This is a genomic window from Stenotrophomonas sp. TD3, assembly GCF_001939825.1.
Lineage (GTDB): Bacteria > Pseudomonadota > Gammaproteobacteria > Xanthomonadales > Xanthomonadaceae > Stenotrophomonas.
Genome location: NZ_MOYM01000003.1, coordinates 321947 through 343796 on the forward strand (window position 1 = coordinate 321947; position 21850 = coordinate 343796).

The following is a 21850-nucleotide window of genomic DNA, read 5'->3' on the forward strand; positions in this document are numbered from 1 at the left end:
CCATGTTCAAGGATAAAGGTTGTCGCTCGTCAGCAGCCCGCTGTCGAACTTCCGAAAGAGTTCGGCAATAGATTCGGCGATGGGCTTTCTCCGGCTGATGTCGAGATCGCCCATATCGAATGAGACGATCTGTCCGCGACTGAGCGGGCAGAGAACCAGCGCGATGAGCGTCGATCCACCGTCCGTTCCAATGCCCATCAGGGAGTCGCCAAGATAACGACAGATCTGGTAGCTGCGGTTGAGCTGAATGATGCTGGCGACGGACCATAGGTCGACATAAGCATGAGGGAACACGCAGCGCCCACCGTTTGACCAACGCAGGAGCTGTATGAAGTCCTCTGGAATCGCTACCTCGCTCCAATGTGCCTGTAAGCTGCGTAGATCGTCCGCATGCGCGCCTGTCTCGGGTAGCCATGGACTTTGGATGCATCGGATGAAGTAAGGCGTGCTTGGTTGATCTCGGTTGTCCACGAGAAGTCCCTGTAGTCAGCCTTACTACGATGGCGCTGCCCATCTTTGGTGGCAATGGGCATATGCGACATGTGCGGAGATGTCTCGGGAACAAGATCACTTCCGGCGCGTGTCGACCAAGGTCGACACCTAGCAAGGCGGGGCCATGGCATGTCGATTCAGGCGGGTGCAGTAGTGCCGGCCGCTGGCCGGCGTTCGCGATGGCGCGAGAGCGTGTCGACCAAGGTCGACACCTACCCGGGTTGAGCCACAGCGGGTTGATCCAGACGGGTGTGGTAGTGCCGGCCGCTGGCCGGCATCCGCAACGGTGCAGGAGCGTGTCGACCAAGGTCGACACCTACCGGAGCGGGGATCCTCATCCCACCTTCGAGGGCCCCGTACGCCAGCGGCTGGGGACCAGGCCGAAGCGCTTGCGGAACGCGGCGGCGAAGTTGCTGGGGTGGCGGTAGCCACTGGCGGCAGCGGCCTGTTCAACCGTCCAGCCGTCCTCGCGCAGGCCCTGTTCGGCATGGCGCATGCGCTGCTCGTGCAGGTAGTCGAATACCGAGCTTCCATACTGCTGGGCAAAGTGGCGGCGCAATGAGCTGGGGCTCATGCAGGCCAGCCGGGCCAGCTCGACCAGGCTGTGTGCATGACTGGGGTCGTCATGCAGGTAGCTGCGCACCCGTTCCAGGCGCTCACGCTGGCCGGCGCGCAGCGTGCGCACCTGGTCGGTCTGCAGATCCTCGGCCTGCAGGCCGAGGGCCAGCAGCTGCAGTGCCACGCCTTCGCGCCACAAGGCGTCGATGCCGTCCTGCCACGGGCTGTCGAACAACTGGCCCAGCACCGGCAGCATGGTGTGGGGAATGGCCCAGTGGCGGCATTCCAGGTGCGTGCCAAGCGCCTTTTCCAGCTGTGGCATCTGGAAGACATCCGCGTCGATGCCACCCGGCACGATCACGCTGACCCCGCGCAGGCGCGTTTCGCCGGGGTGTGCACCAGTCATCTCGATCTGGTCGCGATGGTGGGCGGTCATCGCGGTGCCGGCACGCAGGGTGAAACTTCCGCGTCGCGGGATACGCACGTCGACCTGGCCCTGCAGCATCACGCGGATGGCGAGCCCGGGGCGCTGCTGCGCGGTAGCCACATAGGGAAACCGGTTGTGCACGTCGGAGGCGATCAGGCTCATGCCACCGCGCATGAACTGTTCGTTGACTTCGCCGTGGCCGGCCCACTGGTCCTCGCGCAGGTGTTCCGGATCAGCGCGGTAATCGAAGCCATGGCGTTGGCCGAAGCGGCGGTAATCGGCAAAGGTGAAGTATCGGGACATCGCTCGGCACGTACAGGAGGGGGGAGGCGCTGGCGGCCATGGGGCCCTGTGCTGCCGCGTAGCGGGCAGCCTGGAAGGCTGGAAAACGCCAGGTTGGAAGGAATGTGTCGAAGAAACTGGAAACGTTTCCCATTGTCGCTGCGAATCATTCGCAGGGGATTTGAATACGGTCAAACCGATTGGTCATTACGGCCAAGTTGAACGGGGCGTCGAACATACGCCAGCGTTTTGGCGCTATATCCGTACTTGATTCCCTACATGAACCTCGGTTGAGGTTTCATTGCTGGAACGATCATCCGCGGGCATGCTGTTGGCCTGCTTGTCACAGCCGGCGGCGTAAGGTGGTTGATTGGCGGCCGCGCGCCGCACCGCTACCCCCACCGTTGGAGAATGCAGATGATTGATTACCAGTTGTCCGGCAAGACCGCGATCGTGACCGGCGGCGTGTCGGGCATCGGCTTGGCCGTGGCACAGACGCTGGCCGCATCCGGTGCCCGTATTTCGGTCTGGGACCTGAAGCAGGATGCGGTGGATGCCACCGTGGCGCAGTTGCGCAGCACCGGTGCACAGGCCATTGGCATCGCGCTGGACGTTACCGACGACGCTGCGGTGGAGGCAGCCGTGCAGCGCACGATCAAGGAACTCGACGGCCTGCATGTGGCGGTCAACAACGCCGGTATCGGCGGGCCGGCGGCCAGTAGCGGTGACTATCCGATCGATGGCTGGCAGCGCGTGATCGACGTCAACCTCACCAGCGTGTTCCTGTGCCAGCGTGCGCAGATCCAGGCGATGCGGGCGGCCGGTACCGGCGGCAGTATCATCAACATGGCCTCGATCCTGGGCCAGGTTGGCTATGCCGGTTCCACTGCGTACGTCGCGGCCAAGCACGGCGTGGTCGGGCTGACCCAGACCGCCGCCTGGGAGCATGCGGGCGATGGTATCCGTGTCAATGCGGTCGGCCCGGGTTTCATCAGCACGCCGCTGCTGGAGAAAATGGACCCGAAGGTGCGTGCCACGCTGGAAGGGCGGCACGCGCTGAAGCGGCTGGGTACGGCGGAGGAAGTGGCGGCACTGGTGGCCTGGCTGGCCAGTGACGATGCCTCGTTCGCGACCGGCGCGTACTACGCCATCGATGGTGGCTACCTCGCGCAGTGATGCGTTGAACGCAGGGTGCGGTGACGCCGGGCATGGCCCGGCGCTACCGGGTGAACGGACTGTGGGGTGGCCTTCACCTCTGTGCCACGGGCGCCACGCGACGCTCCGGGAAACTCCCGGAGCCTGCCCATGGAACTCACCCAGGATGTCTCGATCCTGCTGCGCGTGGCCGCAGCAATGCTGTTCGGCGGCGTGCTCGGCGTCGAGCGCGAGATGGGCAAGCACGCTGCCGGCCTGCGCACGCACATGCTGATTGCCGGCGCTGCTGCGCTGATTGTTGGACTCGGCGATTCAGTGGCAGAGCATTTCCAGCAGGAGCGTTACCGCGACCTGCTGCAGGTTGACCCGGTACGTCTTATCGAAGCGGTGGTGGCCTGCGTGGGATTCGTGGCCGCCGGCACCATCCTGCGCGGCTCGCGCGAGGACCAGGTCAGCGGATTGACCACCGCAAGCTCGTTGATCATGGCGGCGGCCATCGGCATCGCCGTGGGCATCGGCAAGTACGTGATTGCGATCGGGGTGAGCGTGCTGTGCGTGCTGGTGCTGGCAGTGATGCGGCGGTTGGAGAAACGGATTTCGTAGGGAATCTCGAGTTGCCGGCCAGCGGCCGGCACTACCATAGCGATCCATTTGGTCGGACCAATATGGCGCCTAGCCCTATGGTCTAATAGGCGCTTCGCCGGAGCGGCGGTTAAATCCGCTCCACGTGGTCCGATGATTCCACTTATTGGTATGACCAATAAATGTCGACCACGGCGACCCACCGCCCACGGTGGAGCACATCCCGCCCCAGTCGAGAGCCTTCATGCAGCCCTGGCAACACCTGTACGACCCCGCCGGCAACCTGTGGTTGTCCAGCCTGATCGCGCTGCTGCCGATCGCGTTCTTCTTCGTTGCCCTGGCCGTGCTGCGCATGAAGGGCTGGCTCGCCGGCACGATCACTGTGGCCATCGCACTCGGCGTGGCCCTGCTGTTCTACCGCATGCCGTTGACCCAGGCACTGGGCGCGGCCGGATTCGGCTTCGTCTACGGCCTGTGGCCGATCGCCTGGATCATCATCGGCGCGGTGTTCCTCTACAAAGTCTCGGTCAAGACCGGGCAGTTCGACATCATCCGCGCCTCGATCCTGTCGGTGACCGAAGACCAGCGCCTGCAGATGCTGATGGTCGGCTTCGCCTTCGGTGCCTTCCTCGAAGGTGCGGCCGGCTTCGGCGCGCCGGTGGCGATTACCGCGGCGCTGCTGGTCGGGCTGGGCTTCAAGCCGCTGTATGCCGCCGGCCTGTGCCTGATCGTCAACACGGCCCCAGTAGCGTTCGGTGCGATGGGCATTCCGATCATCGTAGCCGGGCAGGTCACCGGCCTGGACGCGTTCGAGATCGGCCAGATGGCCGGCCGCCAGCTGCCGTTCCTGACCCTCATCGTGCTGTTCTGGATCATGGCGATCATGGATGGCTGGCGCGGCATCAAGGAGACCTGGCCGGCGGTGCTGGTGGCCGGTGGTTCGTTCGCCATCGCCCAGTACCTGACCTCCAATTTCATCGGCCCGGAACTGCCGGACATCACCGCGTCGCTGGCATCGCTGGTCTGCCTGACCTTGTTCCTGCGCCGCTGGAAGCCGGTACGGATCTTCCGCTTCGACACCGAAACCAGCGCCGAGGCGGCTGCACAGGCACTGGAAGCGCCGCGCTACAGCGTCGGCCAGATCGCCAAGGCGTGGTCGCCGTTCCTGATTCTCACCGCGATGGTCACGCTGTGGAGCATCAAGCCGTTCAAGTTGCTGTTCGCGGCGGGTGGCCCGCTGGAAAGCTGGGTATTGAAGCTCCCGGTGCCGGGCCTGGACCAGAGGGTGCAGAAGATGCCACCGATCGTGGACGCGCCGCTCAGCTACGAGGCGATCTACAAGTTCGACTGGTTCTCGGCCACCGGTACCTCGATCATCCTCGCCGCAGTGATCGCCATCATCGCGCTGCGCATGCCGGCCCGGTCGGCGTTGCAGACCTTCGGTGAGACGGTGCGTGAGCTGCGCATGCCGATCTATTCGATCGGCATGGTGCTGGCCTTCGCCTTCATCGCCAACTACTCGGGCCTGTCGGCAACGCTGGCGCTGGCACTGGCGCACACCGGTGACGCGTTCCCGTTCTTCTCGCCGTTCCTGGGCTGGCTGGGCGTGTTCCTGACCGGCTCGGACACCTCGTCCAACGCTCTGTTCTCGGCGCTGCAGGCCACCACCGCGCAGCAGATCGGCGTATCCGACGTGCTGCTGGTGGCGGCCAACACCACCGGTGGCGTTACCGGCAAGATGATCTCGCCGCAGTCGATCGCCATTGCCTGCGCTGCGGTCGGCCTGGCCGGCAAGGAATCGGACCTGTTCCGTTTCACGGTCAAGCACAGCCTGATCTTCACCACGATGGTCGGCCTGATCACCCTGGCGCAGGCCTACTGGCTGACCTGGATGATTCCCTGAGCCATGCACGGTCAGCCGACCACCCGCTGCGCGCTTCGGGCCACAATGGCACCATGAGCACGCAACGTATTTCGGACAAGGTGGCCGCGCAGCTGCGCGGCCTGGTGCAGGAACAGCGGCTGCAGCCGGGTGACCGGTTGCCGGCCGAGCGCACCCTGGCGGTGCAGCTGGGGGTCTCGCGCACCGCGCTGCGCGAGGCCATCGCGCAGCTGGCCAGCCAGGGCCTGCTGACCGCACGGGTGGGTGGCGGCACCTACGTGGCCGAACCCGCGGCGCGCGCGCGGCAGGCGCTGGATGAACCGCTGGCGCCGTACCTGCCGCTGTTCCAGGGCGACCCGGAATACCGCTTCGACGTGCTGGAGATCCGCCACGCGCTGGAAGGTGCCACCGCCTGGCATGCGGCGCTGCGCGCGACAGACGATGATCGCACGCGCATCGCCCAGGCCTTCCAGACCATGATGGACGCGCACGGCAAGGACGACCCCACCGGCGAAGCCGAGGCCGATGCCGCCTTCCACCTGTCCATCGCCGAGGCTTCGCACAATCTGGTGCTGCTGCAGGTGATGCGCGGCCTGTTCGAACTGCTGCAGACCAACATCTCGCAGAGCCGCGAGAAGCTCTATACCTCGGCGAGGACCTTCTCGCCGCTGTCCGACCAGCACCGCGAGATGATGGACGCGGTGCTGGCCGGCGACCCCGAACGCGCGCGCGCCGCCGCGCATGCCCACCTCGAGTTCGTGCACACCACGCTGCGCACCCTCGATGACAACGAAGCCCGGCGTGCGCGGGCCTCGCGTCTACCTTCCCCACACGGTTGACCCCATGATCATCTCCGCCTCCACCGATTACCGTGCCGCAGCGCAACGCCGGCTGCCGCCGTTCCTGTTCCACTACATCGATGGCGGCGCGTATGCCGAGCACACGCTGAAGCGCAACGTTTCCGACCTGTCCGACATCGCGCTGCGCCAGCGCATCCTGCGCAACATGTCCGACCTGAGCCTGGAAACCGAACTGTTCGGCGAAACGCTGGCGATGCCGGTGGCGCTGGCGCCGGTCGGACTGACCGGCATGTATGCCCGGCGCGGTGAAGTACAGGCGGCGCGCGCGGCCGACAGCCGTGGCATCCCGTTCACCCTGTCCACCGTATCGGTGTGCCCGATCGAGGAAGTGGCCCCGGCGATCCAGCGGCCGATGTGGTTCCAGCTGTACGTGCTGCGCGATCGGGGCTTCATGCGCAATGCATTGGAGCGCGCACAGGCTGCGGGCGTGACCACGCTGGTGTTCACCGTGGACATGCCGGTGCCGGGCGCGCGCTACCGTGACGCGCACTCGGGCATGAGCGGTCCGAACGCCTCGCTGCGCCGCATCGGCCAGGCCATCACCCATCCGCACTGGGCGTGGGACGTGGGCCTGTTCGGCCGCCCGCATGACCTCGGCAACATCTCCACCTATCGTGGCAACCCGACCGGGCTGGAGGATTACATCGGTTGGTTGGGCAGCAACTTCGATCCGTCCATTTCGTGGAAGGACCTGGAATGGATCCGCGAGTTCTGGAAGGGCCCGATGGTGATCAAGGGCATCCTCGACCCGGATGACGCGCGCGACGCGGTCAAGTTCGGCGCCGATGGCATCGTGGTCTCCAACCACGGTGGTCGCCAGCTGGATGGCGTGCTGTCCACCGCGCGTGCATTGCCGGCGATTGCCGATGCGGTGCAGGGCGACCTGAAGATCCTCGCCGATTCCGGCATCCGCACCGGCCTGGACGTGGTGCGCATGCTGGCGCTGGGGGCCGATACCGTGCTGCTGGGCCGTGCCTTCGTCTATGCGCTGGCCGCACAGGGCGAGGCCGGCGTGGCCAACCTGCTGGACCTGATCGCCAAGGAGATGCGCGTGGCGATGACACTGACCGGCGCGCGCCGCATCGCCGACATCGGCCGCGATTCGCTGGTCAGCCTGCCATGAGTGGCCACGATGCCGTGCTGGCGCAGTTGCGCGACGCAGTCGGCAGTCGCCACGTACTGACCGGCGACAAGGCCACCCGCCGTTTCCGCCGTGGCTACCGCTTCGGTGAGGGCCCGGTGCTGGCGGTGGTGCGCCCGGGTACGCTGCTGGAGCTGTGGCGTGTGCTGCAGGCGGCGGTGCAGGGCGGCGCGGCGATCATCCTGCAGGCAGCCAACACCGGCCTGACCGGTGGCTCGACCCCGGATGGGAACGACTATGGGCGGCCGATCGTGCTGGTCAGCACGCTGCGCCTGACCGGCATCCAGCTGTTGAACGAGGGCCGCCAGGTGCTGTGCCTGCCCGGCGCCACGCTGGACCGCCTGGAGCAGGCGCTGGCACCGCTGGGCCGTGAACCGCATTCGGTGATCGGCTCGTCCTGCATCGGTGCCTCGGTGCTGGGCGGCATCTGCAACAACTCCGGCGGTGCGCTGGTGCGCCGTGGCCCGGCCTACACCGAGCTGGCGTTGTATGCGCAGGTCGATGCGCAGGGCCAGTTGCAGCTGGTCAACCATCTGGGCATCGCGCTGGGTGATGCGCCCGAGCAGATCCTGCAGCGCCTGCAGGCCGGCGACTACAGCGCCGCTGACGTGGGTGACGGCGGTGGCCGCGCTGCATCCGATCCACGCTATGCCGAGGAAGTGCGCAGGGTCGATGCCGATACACCGGCGCGCTTCAACGCCGATCCCAGCCGCCACTTCGAAGCGGCCGGTTCGGCTGGCAAGCTGGCGGTGTTCGCGGTGCGCCTGGACACCTTCGAAAAGGAGGCTGCCGAGGTCTTCTACATCGGCAGCAACCGCACCGACAGCCTCACTGCGATCCGGCGCCAGCTGCTGACCGGCTTCGAGCGCCTGCCGATTGCCGGTGAATACATCCACCGCGATGCCTATGACATCGGCGAGCGCTACGGCAAGGACAGCTTCCTGTTGATCGACCGCCTCGGCACTTCCCGTGTGCCCGCCGCGTTCGCGCTGAAGAGCCGGGTCGATGGCTGGTTCGAACGGCTGGGCCTGCGCGGGGTGACCGACCGGGTGATGCAGGTGCTGACCGGCCTGCTGCCCTCGCACCTGCCCAAGCGCATGGGCGAGTTCCGCCAGCGTTATGAGCATCACCTGTTGCTGAAGGTCTCCGCGCAGGACGCAGCAGAAACCGAGGCCTGGCTGCGCGGCTTCTTCGCCGACCATGAGGGTGGTTACTTCCACTGCACGGCCGATGAGGGGCGCAAGGCCTTCCTGCATCGCTTCGCCGTGGCCGGTGCGGCGGTGCGCTACCGCGAGGTGCATCGCGACCAGGTGCAGGACATCGTGGCGCTGGACATCGCCCTGCGCCGTGATGACGCCGACTGGTTCGAGCAGCTGCCGGCCGATATCGACGGCCGCCTGCTGCACAAGCTGTATTACGGCCACTTCCTGTGCCACGTGTTCCACCAGGACTACATCGCGCGCAAGGGCGAAGACCCGATGGCGATCGAGCATGCGATGTGGGCGCTGCTGGACCAGCGTGGCGCCGAGTATCCGGCCGAGCACAACGTCGGCCACCTGTACCCGGCCAAGCCGGCGCTGGCCGGTTTCTACCGGCAGCTGGACCCGAGCAATACCTTCAACCCGGGTATCGGCCAGACATCGAAGGCGAAGGGATGGGGCAGCTGTGATTGCAGTGGGCATTGACGGATACAACGCGGCTTTACTGTAGAGCCGAGCCTATGCTCGGCTGCTCTTCCCGACAGACAGCAGTCGAGCATGGCTCGACTCTACAAAGGTGAAGTCGAGCGAGCTCGACTCTACCGGGGCAGCGGTTACCATCGGAGTCCCAACCGCAGGAGCCGCCCATGCCCACCCTCGTTGCCCGCACGGCCCTGTGCGCTGCATTGCTGGCGACCCCGCTGCTGGTGTTGGCCCAGTCCTCGATCCTGCCGCAGCAGCGCGACGCCGCCGGCAATGTGATGGAGCCGCTGGGGCAGGTGCTGGAACAGAGCGGGCAGGGCGAGGCACGCATGCAGTACTGCACCCTCGATCGTGCCTGGTGCGTGCGCGTGCAGCCTGTGCCCGAGGACGGTGACCGTCCAACCTCGCTGGAAGTCTCTGAAAAGGTGGCCGGCGAAAGCAAACCGCATGTCTACCACGTCAGCATCGACGTGCCGCAGGAAAGCGAGCTGTCGCTGTGGCCGTGGATCGTGCGGCTGGCGCCGGGCGTGGGCAGCGATGAAGCAGTCACCGATCCGCAGCAGCGTGCCCGTCAGAACGTGCTGGTGGGCGGCATCGTCACGTTCAGCGCGATGTACTCCGGTGGGGGTGCCGACGCGTCCACACTGCAGCTGGCGCGTGTGCGCCACCTGCAGGACGACATCCAGGTGGACGACGACGTGCTGACCCTGCCATGGCTGGGCAACGCGATGATCCGCGCCTGTTTCAGCGAGCAGGACATGAAGCAGCGCGCCGGTGCCTGCCACGATGAGTACGGGTTCTCGGCAAGGCTGGGGCTGGATACGGCCGCCGGGGGCATGCCGGTGCTGCGCTACCAGACGGTGGCAACGCGGTTCCCGGCCGGTGTCTCACGCTTCGAGGATTCGCTGGCCAAGGGGCCGCTGAAGAAGAAGGACCTGCGCACCGAGCAGGACCCGGCGTGCAGCTACACGCGGCTGTTCCGCTTCAGCGATGGGGTGTTCCACCCCGACCAGCCACTGCCGGACTGCGCGGGGTATACCGAACCGTGAACCTTGGATTGTAGAGTCGAGCCATGCTCGACTGGCTTTCGGACGGACCGCACGGAACGCCAGTCGAGCATGGCTCGACGCTACAAAAACTGCTGCCGCGCTTACTCGCAGCGGGTGGACGTGATGATGTTGTCCTTGTCCACGTATACGCGCAGGCGGTCGTGGCGGATGTCCTTGGTGGTGATGGTGTTGGGGCCGATCGGGTTGACCAGGCCGGCACCGCTCTCGCTGGACAGGCGGCGGATGTTGGGTTCATTGGCCGGCTGGCCGATCGCCCAGCCGAGCTGGCTGGCGTCGCAGTGGCCGGTGCCCTTGACCTGCGGGCCCGGGGTGCTGACACAGGCCGACAGCAGCAGGGCAGAGGCCGGCAGCAACAGGGACAGACGGAATGCAGACATGCGAGCGCTCCTGCGCAGGGGAAGATGGCGGGAACGATAGCACCCGGCGCGCGAAAGGCGTCAGCGTCCCGGTCATTGCCCGCACAGCATGGTCATTGCATAGTGGGAGGGATGACTGGCAGCACGCCAGCGGGCAGGCCGGGCCATTCCGGTGCAGGTGCTGGATACGGTATGACGGCAGGCAGTTTCCGCGACAAGCGCAGGGCGATGATGGTACTTGCAGTGTCGGTGCTGGGCGTGGCGTTTGCCGCCACCGCGGCCGAGCCAGTGCCGGCCGCAGCCGCGGAAGCGCCGGTGTTCGGTGCCTGGCGCAACCTGCAGACCGAGGCCGGCTACGCGCCGGCCCAGCGCAATCTGGCCTTCGCGATGCTGCCGCAGGCGGCCACCCGCGGCGACCGTTTCGCCATCCTCGACCGTGAAGGCAAGCGGACAGTGTGCTGCCTGCAGGTGGCCAGCCCGTCGCTGGGCGTGGCTGCGCTGCGCGAGCAGTACCACCTGCCGCAGGCCTGGGTGACCGACCTGAGCAATGGCCGCAGCCCGGCGCGTCCTTATCTGCCGCATGTCTATGCGATGCAGCGGGTGGACGAACTGGCCGACTACGGCTTCGCCGATGTGCCCGGGGCCTACAGCGACCTGGGCGGGCTGCTGGTTCCCGAGGGTGCCGCCCTGGAGGCCGATGGCAGTGCCGTCCTGCTGGGCGACAACCGTTATCCCCTGCATTTCCAGCGCCAGCCGCACGCCGATGACGATGGTGCGCTGGACCGCTACACCCTGCAGGGCGGCGACGGCGGGGCCCCGTTCGTGGTTGAAGTGCCGTTCGGCACCTACTGATTGCAGCATTGCACTGGCTAGAATGCAGCGCGGCGCCGTCTGCCGTGCCTGTTCCGTGAGTCGCTGCCGTGTCCCTGCGCCCTTTGCTGCTGTCGCCCCTGCTGCTGTTGTCCGCCTGCGCCAGCGCGCCGCCTCCGCCGCCGGCCCATTCCGATGCGCTGTGGCGCCTGATCGAGCGTGACTGCAAGGCGGTGGAAGGGCCGCGTGGCAGCTGCCTGCGGGTGGAGACGGCGGCCGACCGCCGCGACGTGCTGGTCAAGGATGCGCACGGCGACTACCAGTTCCTGCTGATGCCGCTGGACAAGGTCAGTGGCATCGAGAGCCACGGCCTGTACCAGCGTGGGGCGCCCAACTATTTTGCGGCCGCCTGGCAGGCGCGCGGGCATACCGAACAGGCCCTGGGCCAGCCGCTGCCGCGCAACGTGGCCAGCCTGGCGCTGAATTCACCGCACGGCCGCTCGCAGCATCAGCTGCATATCCATGTCGACTGCCTGCGCGCGGATGTGCTGCAGGTACTGGATGCACATGCCGGTGCGCTCGGTCCGCGCTGGTCACCGTTGCCGGTGCCGCTGCGCGGGCATCAGTACCAGGCCTATCTGCTGCCGGGTGCGGAACTGACCGCCAATCCGCTCAACCTGCTGGCCTATGGCCTGAGCGGCGTGGGCGATGTGGGCCAGTGGAGCCTGGTGGTGGCCGGACGCGATGACGTGCAGCGCGGCCCCGGCTTCATCCTGCTGGCTACACGCGTGGATGCCGCCAGCGGCAACGATGCCAGCGGCGAGGAGCTGCAGGACCACGCCTGCACGGCGCTGACCGGCGCGGGTGCGGCACTGGAACGGGTGCGTTAACCGATCCGTTGCTGGCAGCTGTGCCAGGCCGGTGCTGTAAGCGCCAGCAATTGGCGGTCATGCCATCCCTGCGCGTCCAGGTGGTAGTCGCGCAGGATCCCTTCGCGGATGAACCCATGGGCGTGCAGCGCCTGGGCAAACGGGGTGGTGCAGCCTGGCGGCAGCAGCACGAAGAGGCGGTGCAGGCCGACATCGTCGAACAGGAACGGGCACAGTGCCCTCAGTGCCGCCTGCGGGTGCGCGTGCTGGTGCTGCAGCGATTGCAGCTCGGCGCAGCGCGAATGCAGCGACTGCAGGCGGATATGCAGCTGGTCGTGCAGGACGCCCTGCGCGTCGTCGAACACGCCCAGCACCAGCAGGTCGTTGTCTTCCTGGAGGCGTGAACGATAGACGCTGGCGAGGAACCGCGCCTCTTCATCAATGCCATGGGGATGCCGCTGGCCACGCTGGCGACGGTCGTCGAAGGCGCGCCAGCGTGGCAGGTCGGTGCGCTGGAACGAACGCAGGGTGATGGGCGTGGCCTGGAGGTGCAGCAAGTGGCGGCGCAGGACGGGTCGTAGCGGAGCGAAGTGGTTGGAAGGGGCGCTGTTGGTCATCCTGGCACGATGCGCACCAGCGATGCGCCAGGCCATGCAATTCATTGCAAAAGCGTGGCGGTGCCGGGAACGGGTCTGATTCGGTTCAGGCATAAGCCCATCAGGGCTGGTCATTTCCGTTGAAACCACCCATTCAGGACACTTTCGTTACGGGATCGTTATGTGCCGTACCGGCTGCGGCTCCCGTACCACCCGCCCACTCCCCCAGGAAGCTCATGTCCGCCTCCCACAAGGCGATGCACCCGCGTCCGCTGGTGCTCGCGCTGTCGTCCCTGATGCTGGTCTCGCTGCCGGCCTTCGCGCAGGAAAGCGCACCCACCACACTGCAGGAAGTGAAGGTCACCGGCTCGCGCATTCCACGTGCCAGTGTCGAGGGGCCATCGCCGGTGACGGTGATCAGCCGTGAGCAGATCGACGCCCAGGGTTACCGCAATGCCTTCGACGCCCTGAGTGCGCTGACCGAGAACACCGGCAACGTACAGGGCGAGGACTTCGGCAATACGTTCACGCCGGCCGCCAACACCATCAACCTGCGTGGCCTGGGCCCGAACCGCACGCTGGTGCTGGTCAACGGCCGCCGCCAGGCCGACTACCCGCTGGCCTACGAGGGCTCGGTGAACGTGGTCAACCTGGCCAACATTCCCAGCGCCCTGATCGAGCGCATCGAAGTGCTGGCCGCCGGTGCGTCAGCGGTCTATGGCTCCGACGCCATTGCCGGTGTGGTCAACATCATCCTCAAGGACCGCTTCGAGGGCGTGGACGTGAACGTGCGCGCCGGCGGCACCCAGCAGGGCGGCGGTGACAACCAGCGCGTGCAGGTGGTCTGGGGCACGTCCGGCGAACGCTGGGACGGCCTGTTCGGTTTCGAGTTCGATGTGCGCAAGGCGATCCACGCGCGCCAGCGCGACTTCATGGATTCGCTGGACGATGACCCCGCCGGCAAGGCACCGCAGGCGACGGCGATCGCCTATCGCCGCAATGCCGCCACCGGTCGCAACATCGATCCGGGCGTCACTGGCTGCGACACAGCGTCTGGCATCTATGGCGGCAGCGTGTTCCGCGCCAACAACCCGCGCCAGGGGTGGTACTGCGGCAGCAACGAGGCCGCCGCCAGCTACTGGACCGTGCAGACCGAGAAGCGCAACCTCAATGGCTACGGCCTGCTGACCTTCCATCTGGACGAGCACACCGACCTGTTCGCCGACCTGGCGGTGGGCAGCGCACGCATCAGCAACAACACCCGCGCCCCGACCTGGACGTCGTCGCGCAACTACTTCTACAACCAGAACACCGGCAACCTGGAGAGCTGGTACCGCCGGTTCGCGCCGGAGGAGATCGGGGGCCTGCCGCGCAACGCCAACCGGTTCCTGGAGAACTCGTGGTCGTTCAACGTGGGCGCGCGCGGCCAGATCGGCGAAAGCGGCTGGGACTATGAAGCGGTCTACAGCCGGTCGCGCTACGAGAACCGCACCCGGCGCCCGGTGCTGCTGGCCGGCATCAACGAGTACCTGCTCGGCCCGCAACGGGGCGTGCGCAACGGCGTGGAGGTCTATGCGCCGGATCCGTCGCGCCTGTTCCAGCCGCTGACGCCGGAGGAATACGGCCGCCTGTCCGGCTACCAGGAAAGCCGCAACGCGGCGTGGCTGCAGACCTTCAGCGCCAGCGTCAACGGCCGCCTGTTCGCGCTGCCGGGCGGTGACGCTGCGCTCGCGGCGGTGGTCGAGGCTGGCAGCCAGGGCTACCGCAACCGCCCGGACCCGCGCCTGGGCACCGGCGAGTTCTGGAACACCAGCGCCGGAATCGGTGCCGTCGGTGATCGTGACCGCTATGCGGCGGGCGTGGAGCTGCAGTTGCCGTTGCTGAAATCGCTGACCACGACGCTGGCCGGTCGCTATGACCAGTACCGCGCCGGCGGCGAGCACATCGGCAAGGCGACCTGGAGCTTCGGCGTCGAGTTCCGCCCGATCGAGAGCCTGTTGATCCGCGGCTCTGCTGCGACCAGCTTCCGTGCGCCGGACATGAACTACGTGTTCGCCACCGAGACCCGCGGCTACAACCCGGGCATGACCGACTACTGGCGCTGCCGCACCGCAGGCCAGTCGTACGACAACTGCGACTTCAACGGCCTGTCGATCGACTACAGCAACCGTGCCAACGCGCAGCTGCAGCCGGAAACCGCCAAGTCCTATGGTTTCGGCGTGGTCTGGTCGCCGCTGTCCGGGCTGGATTTCAGTGCCGATTACTACGACATCCGCATCGACAACGAGGTCACCAGCCTCGACACCAGCCGCATCCTGCGCGACGAGGCCGATTGCCGCCTGGGCCGCACGCTGGGTGGCGAAGCACGCGATATCGGTTCGCCGTTGTGCCAGGACGCGCTGTCGCGGGTGATCCGCAATCCGTCCAACGCCACGGTGCAGCCGGACCAGGTGACCCGCGTGCTGATCAACCCGATCAACGCGGCTTCCGAGTCGGTGCGCGGGCTGGACCTGAAGGGCAACTGGCGCTTCGATGCCGGCCGCTATGGCCGCTTCACCACGCGCCTGGCCTACACCGTGGTGCTGGAGCACACGTACCGGCAGTTCTCAGATGACCCGGAGCGTGACATCCGCAATTCGCTGGATGACTACCAGTGGCGCAGCAAGGCCAACGGCAGCATCACCTGGAATCAGGGTGACTGGACCACCACGCTGTACGGCAACCGTTTCGGCTCGCTTCCGAAGACCGATGGCAGCGGCCGCATCGCACCGTACATGACCTACAACGCCAGCGTGTTCCGCCAGTTCGGCGAGAACCTGTCGGTGGGCGTGATCGTCAACAACCTGCGTGACAGCCGTCCGCCGGCGGACAAGAACGGTGGTGGGTGGCCGTTCTATCCGGTCGGCAACTACGACCCGTATGGTCGCCAGTACTGGCTGCAGCTGGACTACCGGTTCCGCTGATCCGGCTGGCAAACAGAAGGCCCGGCATTGCCGGGCCTTCTGCTGTGTCGATATACGCTGTGATCGCGCGCGCCGGTCGCCTAGGGCAGTGCCTGCTGCAGGTACGACTCGATGACGTAGCTGAAAGGCTGCTGCTGGCGGTCGCGCAGCAGGGCACGCACCTCCAGGATCACGCCGTGATCGCCTTCGCCACGCGGTGGCCAGAAGGTCTGGTCAGCCAGTGTCTGGCGCTGGAAGCCGAGCGGGCCAACCACGCGGCCGAACGGTTCGTCGGTGCCGTCCAGCACCTGGTTCATGGCCGGACTGAGATGGTCCGGCAGGTACCAGTTGTCGGCCTCGGAGAGCACGCGGTTGCCACAGACCAGCTGCACGCGGCGGTAGCGCAGGGCGGTGCCGGGCTGCGTTGCGCCCAGCGCCTGCAGCACGTCGTCCGGGGCAGGCTTGTCCTGGCCGTGCACACGCACCGCGCGCACCCGTGCCTGTTCGGCCAGGCCGTGTTCGGCGCACCAGTGTTCCAGGGTGGCGGTGGCGCTCTGCCCGGACAGCACGCGCTGGTGCAGCCGCTCGACCAGGGCGGCCGAGGCGATGCGCTGTTGGCCAGGCGGCGCCTGCAGCGGTGCGGTGGCGGCCGCATCAGTGGCGGACAGGCTGGCCATCGGGGCAGCAGCAAGCAGGGACGCGGCCTGCCAGCGGCGGAGGCGATCGTGGCGGTCGGACGGGCCCATGCGGCATCACAGCGGAAACAGGTGCCTATGGTACCCGTTCAGGCGTGTGCACGGCGTGGCTGCGACCGGTTGTCGCGGGGGCATTCATTGTTCTGATGAATGTGTGGCATCCAGATATTTCGTTGGCCGATGGCAGTGCCAGCGCGCAGGATGGCGCCATGACTTGGCTTTCCGGGAGTTTCCGATGACGCTTCAGTTCGTCCACGGTGCGGTGGACCGCGCCGGCGCACCGCTGCATTTCCATATCCGTGAGGGGCGCATCCACGGCCTCAATGGCGCTGCCGTGCCGGCCGAAGGGGCGGAAAGCGTCGACTTGCAGGGCTATGCCGTCCTCCCGGGCCTGGTTGACGGCCACATTCATCTGGACAAGAGCTTTGTCGGCGACCGCTGGCACCCGCACCAGCCGGTGAACAGCCTGCGCGAGCGGCTGGCGGTGGAAAAGGCCGCCGTGGCGGCCGCCGCGCCGATGGTGGACCGCGCCGAGGCCTTGATCCGCCAATGCAGTGGCTTCGGCACCGTGGCGATGCGCTGTCACGTCGATATCGACGGCAGCACCGGCCTGCGCCACCTCGAGGCTGTACGCGAAGCGGCGCTGCGCTGTGCCGACATCATGCGCATCCAGCTGGTGGCGTTCCCGCAGGCCGGGGTGATGTCCTGCCCGGGTACGGCCGCCGTGCTGGAGCAGGCGCTTTCCGCGGGCGTGGAAGTGCTCGGCGGCATCGACCCGACCACGCTCGATGGTGATGCCGAAGGCCAACTGGCGTTGCTGTTCGGTCTGGCTGAACGTTATGGCGTGCAGCTGGACATCCATCTGCACGAGCCTGGTGAAACCGGCCTGGCCCAGCTGCTGCGCATCGCCGCGCGGACGCGGGCCGCCGGGCTGCAGGGGCGCGTTGCGGTCAGCCATGCCTATGCGCTGGGTGAAGTGCCGCTGGCACGCGCGCTGCAGGTGGCCGAGGCGCTGGCGACGGCGGGCGTGGCGATCATGAGCAATGCACCGGGCGACCATCCGTTCCCGCCGCTGCGTGCGCTGCATGACGCCGGCGTGCGCGTGTTCGCCGGCAACGACAACATCCGCGACTGCTGGTGGCCGTACGGCAACGGCGACCTGCTGCAGCGGGCGATGCTGCTGGGCTACCGCTCGGGCTTCTACACCGATGCCGATCTGATGCTGGCGCTGGACATGGTCACCACCCATGCCGCGCAGGTGATCGGGCTGCCGCAGTACGGCATTGCCGAAGGCCTGCCGGCCACCTTCGTGGCGGTGCGCGCCGACCACGGTCCGGCGGCCGTGACTGCAGTGCCGGTGGAACGACGCGTGGTAGTTGATGGCCGTTGGCTGTAGATCCACGCTGTGCGTGGATGACTGTGGCCGCGCGGTGGTTCCATCCATGCATGGCGTGGATCCACCCATCACGCCACGCCACGCCAGTTCCGGTTGCGCCGAGCCATGCTCGGCGGCTTCTCAGGCGTAATCGTCGGCGCGGGTAGCGACGAACTCTTCCAGCCACGCCAGCAGATGGGCGATGTCGATGACCTCACCCTGTTCGACGCGCTTGAGCAGCAGTGTGCTGGCGCCGATCTGCAGGCTGCTGTCGGCGTAGCGCAGCACCGCGTCGATGCCCCAGGCATCGGTGACCTGCATCCAGGCCAGGCCGGGAACGCGTTGGGCCAGGGTATCGCCGAACGCCACGCCCAGTGCTTCCCAGCCGTCGCAGTCGTCACGATCGATCAGCTCGGCATCGACCACCCGCTGCAGCGTGGTGGCCGCCAGTGGCCATTGCACCGGCAGCGTTGGGAAGCCGGCGGCCACGCGCGCGGCGATCAGCGAGCGCTGGTGCTGCAGGTGCGTCTGCAGGGCGGCGGGCAGGGGGTCGAAGCGGGCCGGGGTTTCGTCGGACATCACAAAGCGCCGTGGAGCACGGAAACAGCGCGCACTATAGGGGGAGACGCGTGATTTCCGTGCGACAGGCGTGATCAGGTTTCGATGCTCAATGCGCGGATTTCATCCGTACGTGGCGTGGATCTGCAGTGCAGTGCTCAATCCGGTTCGCGCTGTACCTGCCGCCACAGCTCGCTGGCCAGCGCACGCACCGCATCATCGGCATCGGCGCGATGCAGCAGGCCGATCTCGTAGTTGTCGATCACCGGCAGGTCGCGCTCACCATCGATGATGCGGTGATCGCGGGCAACCGCACGGCGCGGCAGCAGGCTGATGCCGATGCCGTCGGCGACCGCCCCCTGGATGCCGCTGAGCGAGGAACTGGTGAAGGCAATGCGCCAACGCAGGCCCAGCGCCTCCACGGCGTGGATCATCTCGTCGCGGTACAGCCCGCGGGGTGGGAACGTGACCAGTGGCAGTGGGTCCTGCAGCAGGCAACTGCTGCGCAGGCTGTCGATCCAGTGCATCGGCTCGCGGCGGCAGTGCACCGCCTGGCGGCTGTTGCGCCGCTGCTTGACCAGCACAAGATCCAGTTCGCCGTGGTCGAAGCCGTGCGCCAGGTCGCGGCTGAGGCCGCTGCTGATTTCCAGTTTCACCTGTGGGTGGCGGCGGCTGAAAGCGGCCAGCATGCGTGTGGTCTGCGCGTTGACGAAGTCCTCGGGGACACCGATGCGCACCGCGGTTTCCACGGTGGCGCCCGCCAGCGCCTGTGCCATTTCCTCGTTCAGGTCGAGCATGCGCCGCGCGTAGCCGAGCAGGGTGTGGCCGGCGTCGGTGGGGTGCACATCGCGGTGCCCGCGCTCGAGCAGGCGATGCCCGGCCAGTTCTTCCAGCCGGCGCACCTTCTGGCTGACCGTGGACTGGGTCGAATGCAGGCGCGTGGCCGCCGTGGTGAAGCTGCCGCAGTCGGCCACCATCACCAACGCCCGCAGCAGGTCCAGTTCGAACAGGGTTCTATTCGATTTGGCACTGTCTTGCATTTGAACATTTCACTTCTGGATACCCAGGCCGACTTCTACCATGCAGGGCAGGGGCCGGCAATGCCCGGCTGTTGCTACCGTCGCCCGGCGTTCCGAGGCGACGGACAGGAGGAAACACCGTCATGCGCTTCCATTGTTCCCCCGCCTGGCCTGCGCCGTTCACACGCGTGCTGTTGCTGTGCCTGCTGGCCATGGTCACCCCTGCCTGCACGGCCACGTCCAGGGCCGACGCGGATGCGCGCCTGCGGGACGCCGCCAGCCGGGGCGACGCCGATGCGGTGCGGCAGGCAATCGAATCTGGCGCCACGCTGGAGGCGCGCGATGGCCAGGGCCGCACCGCGTTGCTGCTGGCCACGCATGGCAACAACGTGGATGCCGCGCGCGAACTGATCGAAGCCGGTGCTGACGTCAACGCCAAGGATGCGCTGCAGGACAGCGCTTACCTGTACGCCGGCGCGCGTGGCCTGGACGAGATCCTGGCGATCACCCTGGCGCACGGCGCCGATCTGCGCAGCACCAACCGCTATGGCGGCACCGCGCTGATTCCGGCCGCCGAACGCGGCCATGTCGCCACCGTACGTACGCTGCTGCGCGCGGGCGTGGCGGTCGATCATGTCAACCGCCTGCACTGGACCGCGCTGCTGGAAGCGATCCTGCTCGGCGATGGCGGCGCGCGCCACGCACAGATCGTGCAGCTGCTGCTGGATGCCGGTGCCGACCCGGAGCTGGCCGATGGCGATGGCGTAACGCCGCTGGCCCATGCGCGCCAGCGCGGCTATACCGGAATTGAAACCCTGCTGCGCCAGCACGGCGCGGTGCGCTGAACCCCAACCCTTCCACCCGCACGCGGGTCGTGCCTACCAGGATGCCGTCCATGTTCCGTTCCCGTCCGCTGTCCCTTGCCATCCTTCTTGCGGTGGCCCCGTTGTCGGCCTCCGCCGCCGAGCGCGCCGACCTGCTGATCCGCAATGCCACCGTGGTCGATGTCGAGCACGCCAGCACGCTGGCCGGGCAGAGCGTGGTGATCCGGGGCGAGGACATCGTCGCCGTCGGTCCGGATGCACAGCTGCGCAGCCAGTGGAGCGCGGCCCGCCAGATCGATGCCAAGGGCAAATACCTGATTCCGGGCCTGTGGGACATGCACGTGCACTTCGGTGGCGGCCCGGCGCTGATCGAAGAGAACAAGGCGCTGCTGCCGCTGTACATCGCGCACGGCATCACCACGGTGCGCGATTGCTCCGGTGATCTTCCCGAACAGGTGCTGCAATGGCGCGGTGAGATCGCCAAGGGCACGCTGTTCGGCCCGCGCCTGCTGAGCTCGGGCGCGAAGATCGAAGGCATCAAGCCGGTCTGGAAGGGCACGATCGAAGTGGGCAGCGAGGCCGACGTCGACAAGGCGATCACCCGCCTGCAGCACGACAAGGTCGATTTCGTGAAGATCACCGACAGCACGTTGAAGCCGGAACTGTTCCTGTACTCGGCCAGTGCCGCACGCAAGGCCGGCTTCAAGGCCTCGGGCCACATCCCGATGGCGCTGACCGTGGAGCAGGCGGTCGATGCCGGCCTGGCCTCGATCGAGCATCTGGACTACGCATTCAAGGCCGGCAGCAAGAACGAAGCGCAGATCGCCGCCGACTTCGGTGCTGGCCGCATCGACCGCGCCGAAGCCAACCGGCGTCTCGACGCCAGCTTCGACCGCGACACCGCGATGCATGCGTACCGCGATTTCGCAAAGCGCGGCGTATTCGTGACCCCGACCCTCAACGGCGGCCGCATCCTCGATTACCTTGACCAGGATGACCACGCCAATGATCCGTACCTGGCCTATATCGGTCCGGGCCTGCGCGCGACCTACCAGTGGCGCGTCGACCGTGCCGCCAAGGCAACGCCGGCGCAGATCGAAGCGCGCCACGCGCAGTACCACCAGGTGGCGGCGGTGCTGCCGATGCTGCAGGAAGCCGGCGTGACGATCATCGCCGGCACCGATGCAGGCTTCCTCAATTCGTTCAACTTCCCGGGCATCGCCCTGCACCAGGAGCTGCAGCTGTTCGTGAAGGAAGGCCTGAGCGCGCCGCAGGCGCTGTCCGCCGCGACCCGTTCCGGCCCGGCCTGGTTCGGCCAGATGGACCGTTACGGTGGTGTCGCACAGGGCAAGGCCGCCGATCTGGTGCTGCTGACCGCCAACCCGCTGCAGGACATTGCCGCCACCGAAAAGATCGACAGCGTGGTCCTGCGTGGCAACGTGTATGACCGCGCCGCGCTGGACAAGATGCTGGCCGATACCAAGGCCAAGGTCGCGGCGTGGAATGCCGAAGCTGCGAAGACGCAATGATGGACAGGGTCAGAGCCCTTCCCCGTGGGAAGGGATCCGACCCCGGGGCCCCGAACGGAATCCACGCATGGCGTGGATCTACCGGAAACCTTCAAGGCATCGCTGCCGGCAGTAGATCCACGCCATGCGTGGATGAGCCCCTTGCT

General features: G+C 66.9%; 20 protein-coding genes. 13 read left to right on the forward strand and 7 right to left on the reverse strand.

All coding sequences use genetic code 11. From position 1 onward, the window contains the following. Window positions 1-6 precede the first annotated feature (6 nt). Together BKE09_RS21085 and BKE09_RS21090 are read right to left on the reverse strand one after the other, a co-directional pair. Window positions 7-471 (reverse strand): SMI1/KNR4 family protein, encoded by a 465-nt coding sequence (locus tag BKE09_RS21085; protein WP_075677828.1) that lies wholly within the window; start codon window positions 469-471, stop codon window positions 7-9. Between the two features lie 355 nt (window positions 472-826). Next, a complete protein-coding gene (locus tag BKE09_RS21090; RefSeq protein WP_075677830.1) occupies window positions 827-1780 on the reverse strand; it encodes an AraC family transcriptional regulator in 954 nt (317 codons plus the stop codon). A 396-nt stretch (window positions 1781-2176) separates the two neighbouring features. Between BKE09_RS21090 and BKE09_RS21095 the strand changes: the two genes are divergently transcribed. The 7 genes from BKE09_RS21095 to BKE09_RS21125 all read left to right on the forward strand — a co-directional run bounded on the left by BKE09_RS21095 (window position 2177) and on the right by BKE09_RS21125 (window position 10110). After that, the gene (locus BKE09_RS21095; RefSeq protein WP_075677832.1) at window positions 2177-2935 is read left to right on the forward strand and encodes an SDR family NAD(P)-dependent oxidoreductase; all 759 of its coding nucleotides are present in this window, start codon (window positions 2177-2179) and stop codon (window positions 2933-2935) included. 129 nt (window positions 2936-3064) lie between these two features. Continuing rightward, a complete protein-coding gene (locus BKE09_RS21100; protein ID WP_005410036.1) occupies window positions 3065-3517 on the forward strand; it encodes an MgtC/SapB family protein in 453 nt (150 codons plus the stop codon). A gap of 223 nt (window positions 3518-3740) precedes the next feature. Then, window positions 3741-5399 carry an L-lactate permease gene (gene lldP, locus BKE09_RS21105; protein WP_075677834.1) on the forward strand — a complete coding sequence of 553 codons (1659 nt, stop codon included), beginning with the start codon at window positions 3741-3743 and terminating at the stop codon, window positions 5397-5399. 53 nt (window positions 5400-5452) lie between these two features. Continuing rightward, window positions 5453-6217 (forward strand): transcriptional regulator LldR, encoded by a 765-nt coding sequence (lldR, locus tag BKE09_RS21110; protein WP_075677836.1) that lies wholly within the window; start codon window positions 5453-5455, stop codon window positions 6215-6217. Between the two features lie 4 nt (window positions 6218-6221). Then, entirely contained in the window at window positions 6222-7361 is a 1140-nt protein-coding gene (gene lldD, locus BKE09_RS21115; protein WP_014037557.1) for an FMN-dependent L-lactate dehydrogenase LldD, read from the forward strand. Continuing rightward, the gene (gene dld, locus BKE09_RS21120) at window positions 7358-9064 is read left to right on the forward strand and encodes a D-lactate dehydrogenase (protein WP_075677838.1); all 1707 of its coding nucleotides are present in this window, start codon (window positions 7358-7360) and stop codon (window positions 9062-9064) included. The genes lldD and dld overlap by 4 nt, the downstream gene beginning before the upstream one ends. Window positions 9065-9225: 161 nt before the next feature. Then, window positions 9226-10110: a hypothetical protein gene (locus BKE09_RS21125; RefSeq protein ID WP_075677840.1), complete on the forward strand. Its 885-nt coding sequence runs from the start codon at window positions 9226-9228 to the stop codon at window positions 10108-10110. A 101-nt stretch (window positions 10111-10211) separates the two neighbouring features. On the opposite strand, the gene BKE09_RS21130 is transcribed toward BKE09_RS21125, so the two are convergent. Then, complete coding sequence (locus tag BKE09_RS21130; protein ID WP_075677842.1) at window positions 10212-10508, reverse strand: hypothetical protein; 297 nt, start codon at window positions 10506-10508, stop codon at window positions 10212-10214. A gap of 171 nt (window positions 10509-10679) precedes the next feature. Here BKE09_RS21130 and BKE09_RS21135 point away from each other — a divergent pair, with 171 nt between their 5' ends. Beyond that, entirely contained in the window at window positions 10680-11339 is a 660-nt protein-coding gene (locus BKE09_RS21135; RefSeq protein WP_014037552.1) for a hypothetical protein, read from the forward strand. Between the two features lie 68 nt (window positions 11340-11407). Beyond that, window positions 11408-12187, forward strand: a complete 780-nt coding sequence (locus tag BKE09_RS21140) for a CDP-diacylglycerol diphosphatase (protein ID WP_075677843.1) — start codon at window positions 11408-11410, stop codon at window positions 12185-12187. Here BKE09_RS21140 and BKE09_RS21145 read toward each other — a convergent pair. Next, entirely contained in the window at window positions 12184-12819 is a 636-nt protein-coding gene (locus BKE09_RS21145) for a GNAT family protein (protein ID WP_075677844.1), read from the reverse strand. The two genes, BKE09_RS21140 and BKE09_RS21145, sit on opposite strands and share 4 nt — an antisense overlap. 179 nt (window positions 12820-12998) lie before the next feature. Here BKE09_RS21145 and BKE09_RS21150 point away from each other — a divergent pair, with 179 nt between their 5' ends. Beyond that, window positions 12999-15725 (forward strand): TonB-dependent receptor, encoded by a 2727-nt coding sequence (locus tag BKE09_RS21150; protein WP_075677845.1) that lies wholly within the window; start codon window positions 12999-13001, stop codon window positions 15723-15725. Window positions 15726-15805: 80 nt separating this feature from the next. Here BKE09_RS21150 and BKE09_RS21155 read toward each other — a convergent pair whose 3' ends face one another. Continuing rightward, the gene (locus BKE09_RS21155; RefSeq protein WP_075677846.1) at window positions 15806-16450 is read right to left on the reverse strand and encodes a hypothetical protein; all 645 of its coding nucleotides are present in this window, start codon (window positions 16448-16450) and stop codon (window positions 15806-15808) included. Between the two features lie 184 nt (window positions 16451-16634). Between BKE09_RS21155 and BKE09_RS21160 the strand changes: the two genes are divergently transcribed. Further along, on the forward strand, window positions 16635-17795 hold the full coding sequence (locus BKE09_RS21160) for an amidohydrolase family protein (RefSeq protein ID WP_075677847.1): 1161 nt from the start codon (window positions 16635-16637) through the stop codon (window positions 17793-17795). 120 nt (window positions 17796-17915) lie between these two features. Here the strand turns inward: BKE09_RS21160 and BKE09_RS21165 are convergent, their stop codons facing one another. Both BKE09_RS21165 and BKE09_RS21170 read right to left on the reverse strand, forming a co-directional pair. Beyond that, entirely contained in the window at window positions 17916-18353 is a 438-nt protein-coding gene (locus BKE09_RS21165) for a DUF3806 domain-containing protein (RefSeq protein ID WP_014037546.1), read from the reverse strand. Window positions 18354-18490: 137 nt separating this feature from the next. Continuing rightward, window positions 18491-19372: a LysR substrate-binding domain-containing protein gene (locus BKE09_RS21170; RefSeq protein ID WP_014037545.1), complete on the reverse strand. Its 882-nt coding sequence runs from the start codon at window positions 19370-19372 to the stop codon at window positions 18491-18493. A gap of 122 nt (window positions 19373-19494) precedes the next feature. Here BKE09_RS21170 and BKE09_RS21175 point away from each other — a divergent pair, with 122 nt between their 5' ends. Further along, window positions 19495-20196 (forward strand): ankyrin repeat domain-containing protein, encoded by a 702-nt coding sequence (locus tag BKE09_RS21175; RefSeq protein ID WP_075677849.1) that lies wholly within the window; start codon window positions 19495-19497, stop codon window positions 20194-20196. Between the two features lie 50 nt (window positions 20197-20246). After that, on the forward strand, window positions 20247-21704 hold the full coding sequence (locus BKE09_RS21180) for an amidohydrolase family protein (protein WP_075677851.1): 1458 nt from the start codon (window positions 20247-20249) through the stop codon (window positions 21702-21704). Window positions 21705-21850: the final 146 nt, after the last annotated feature.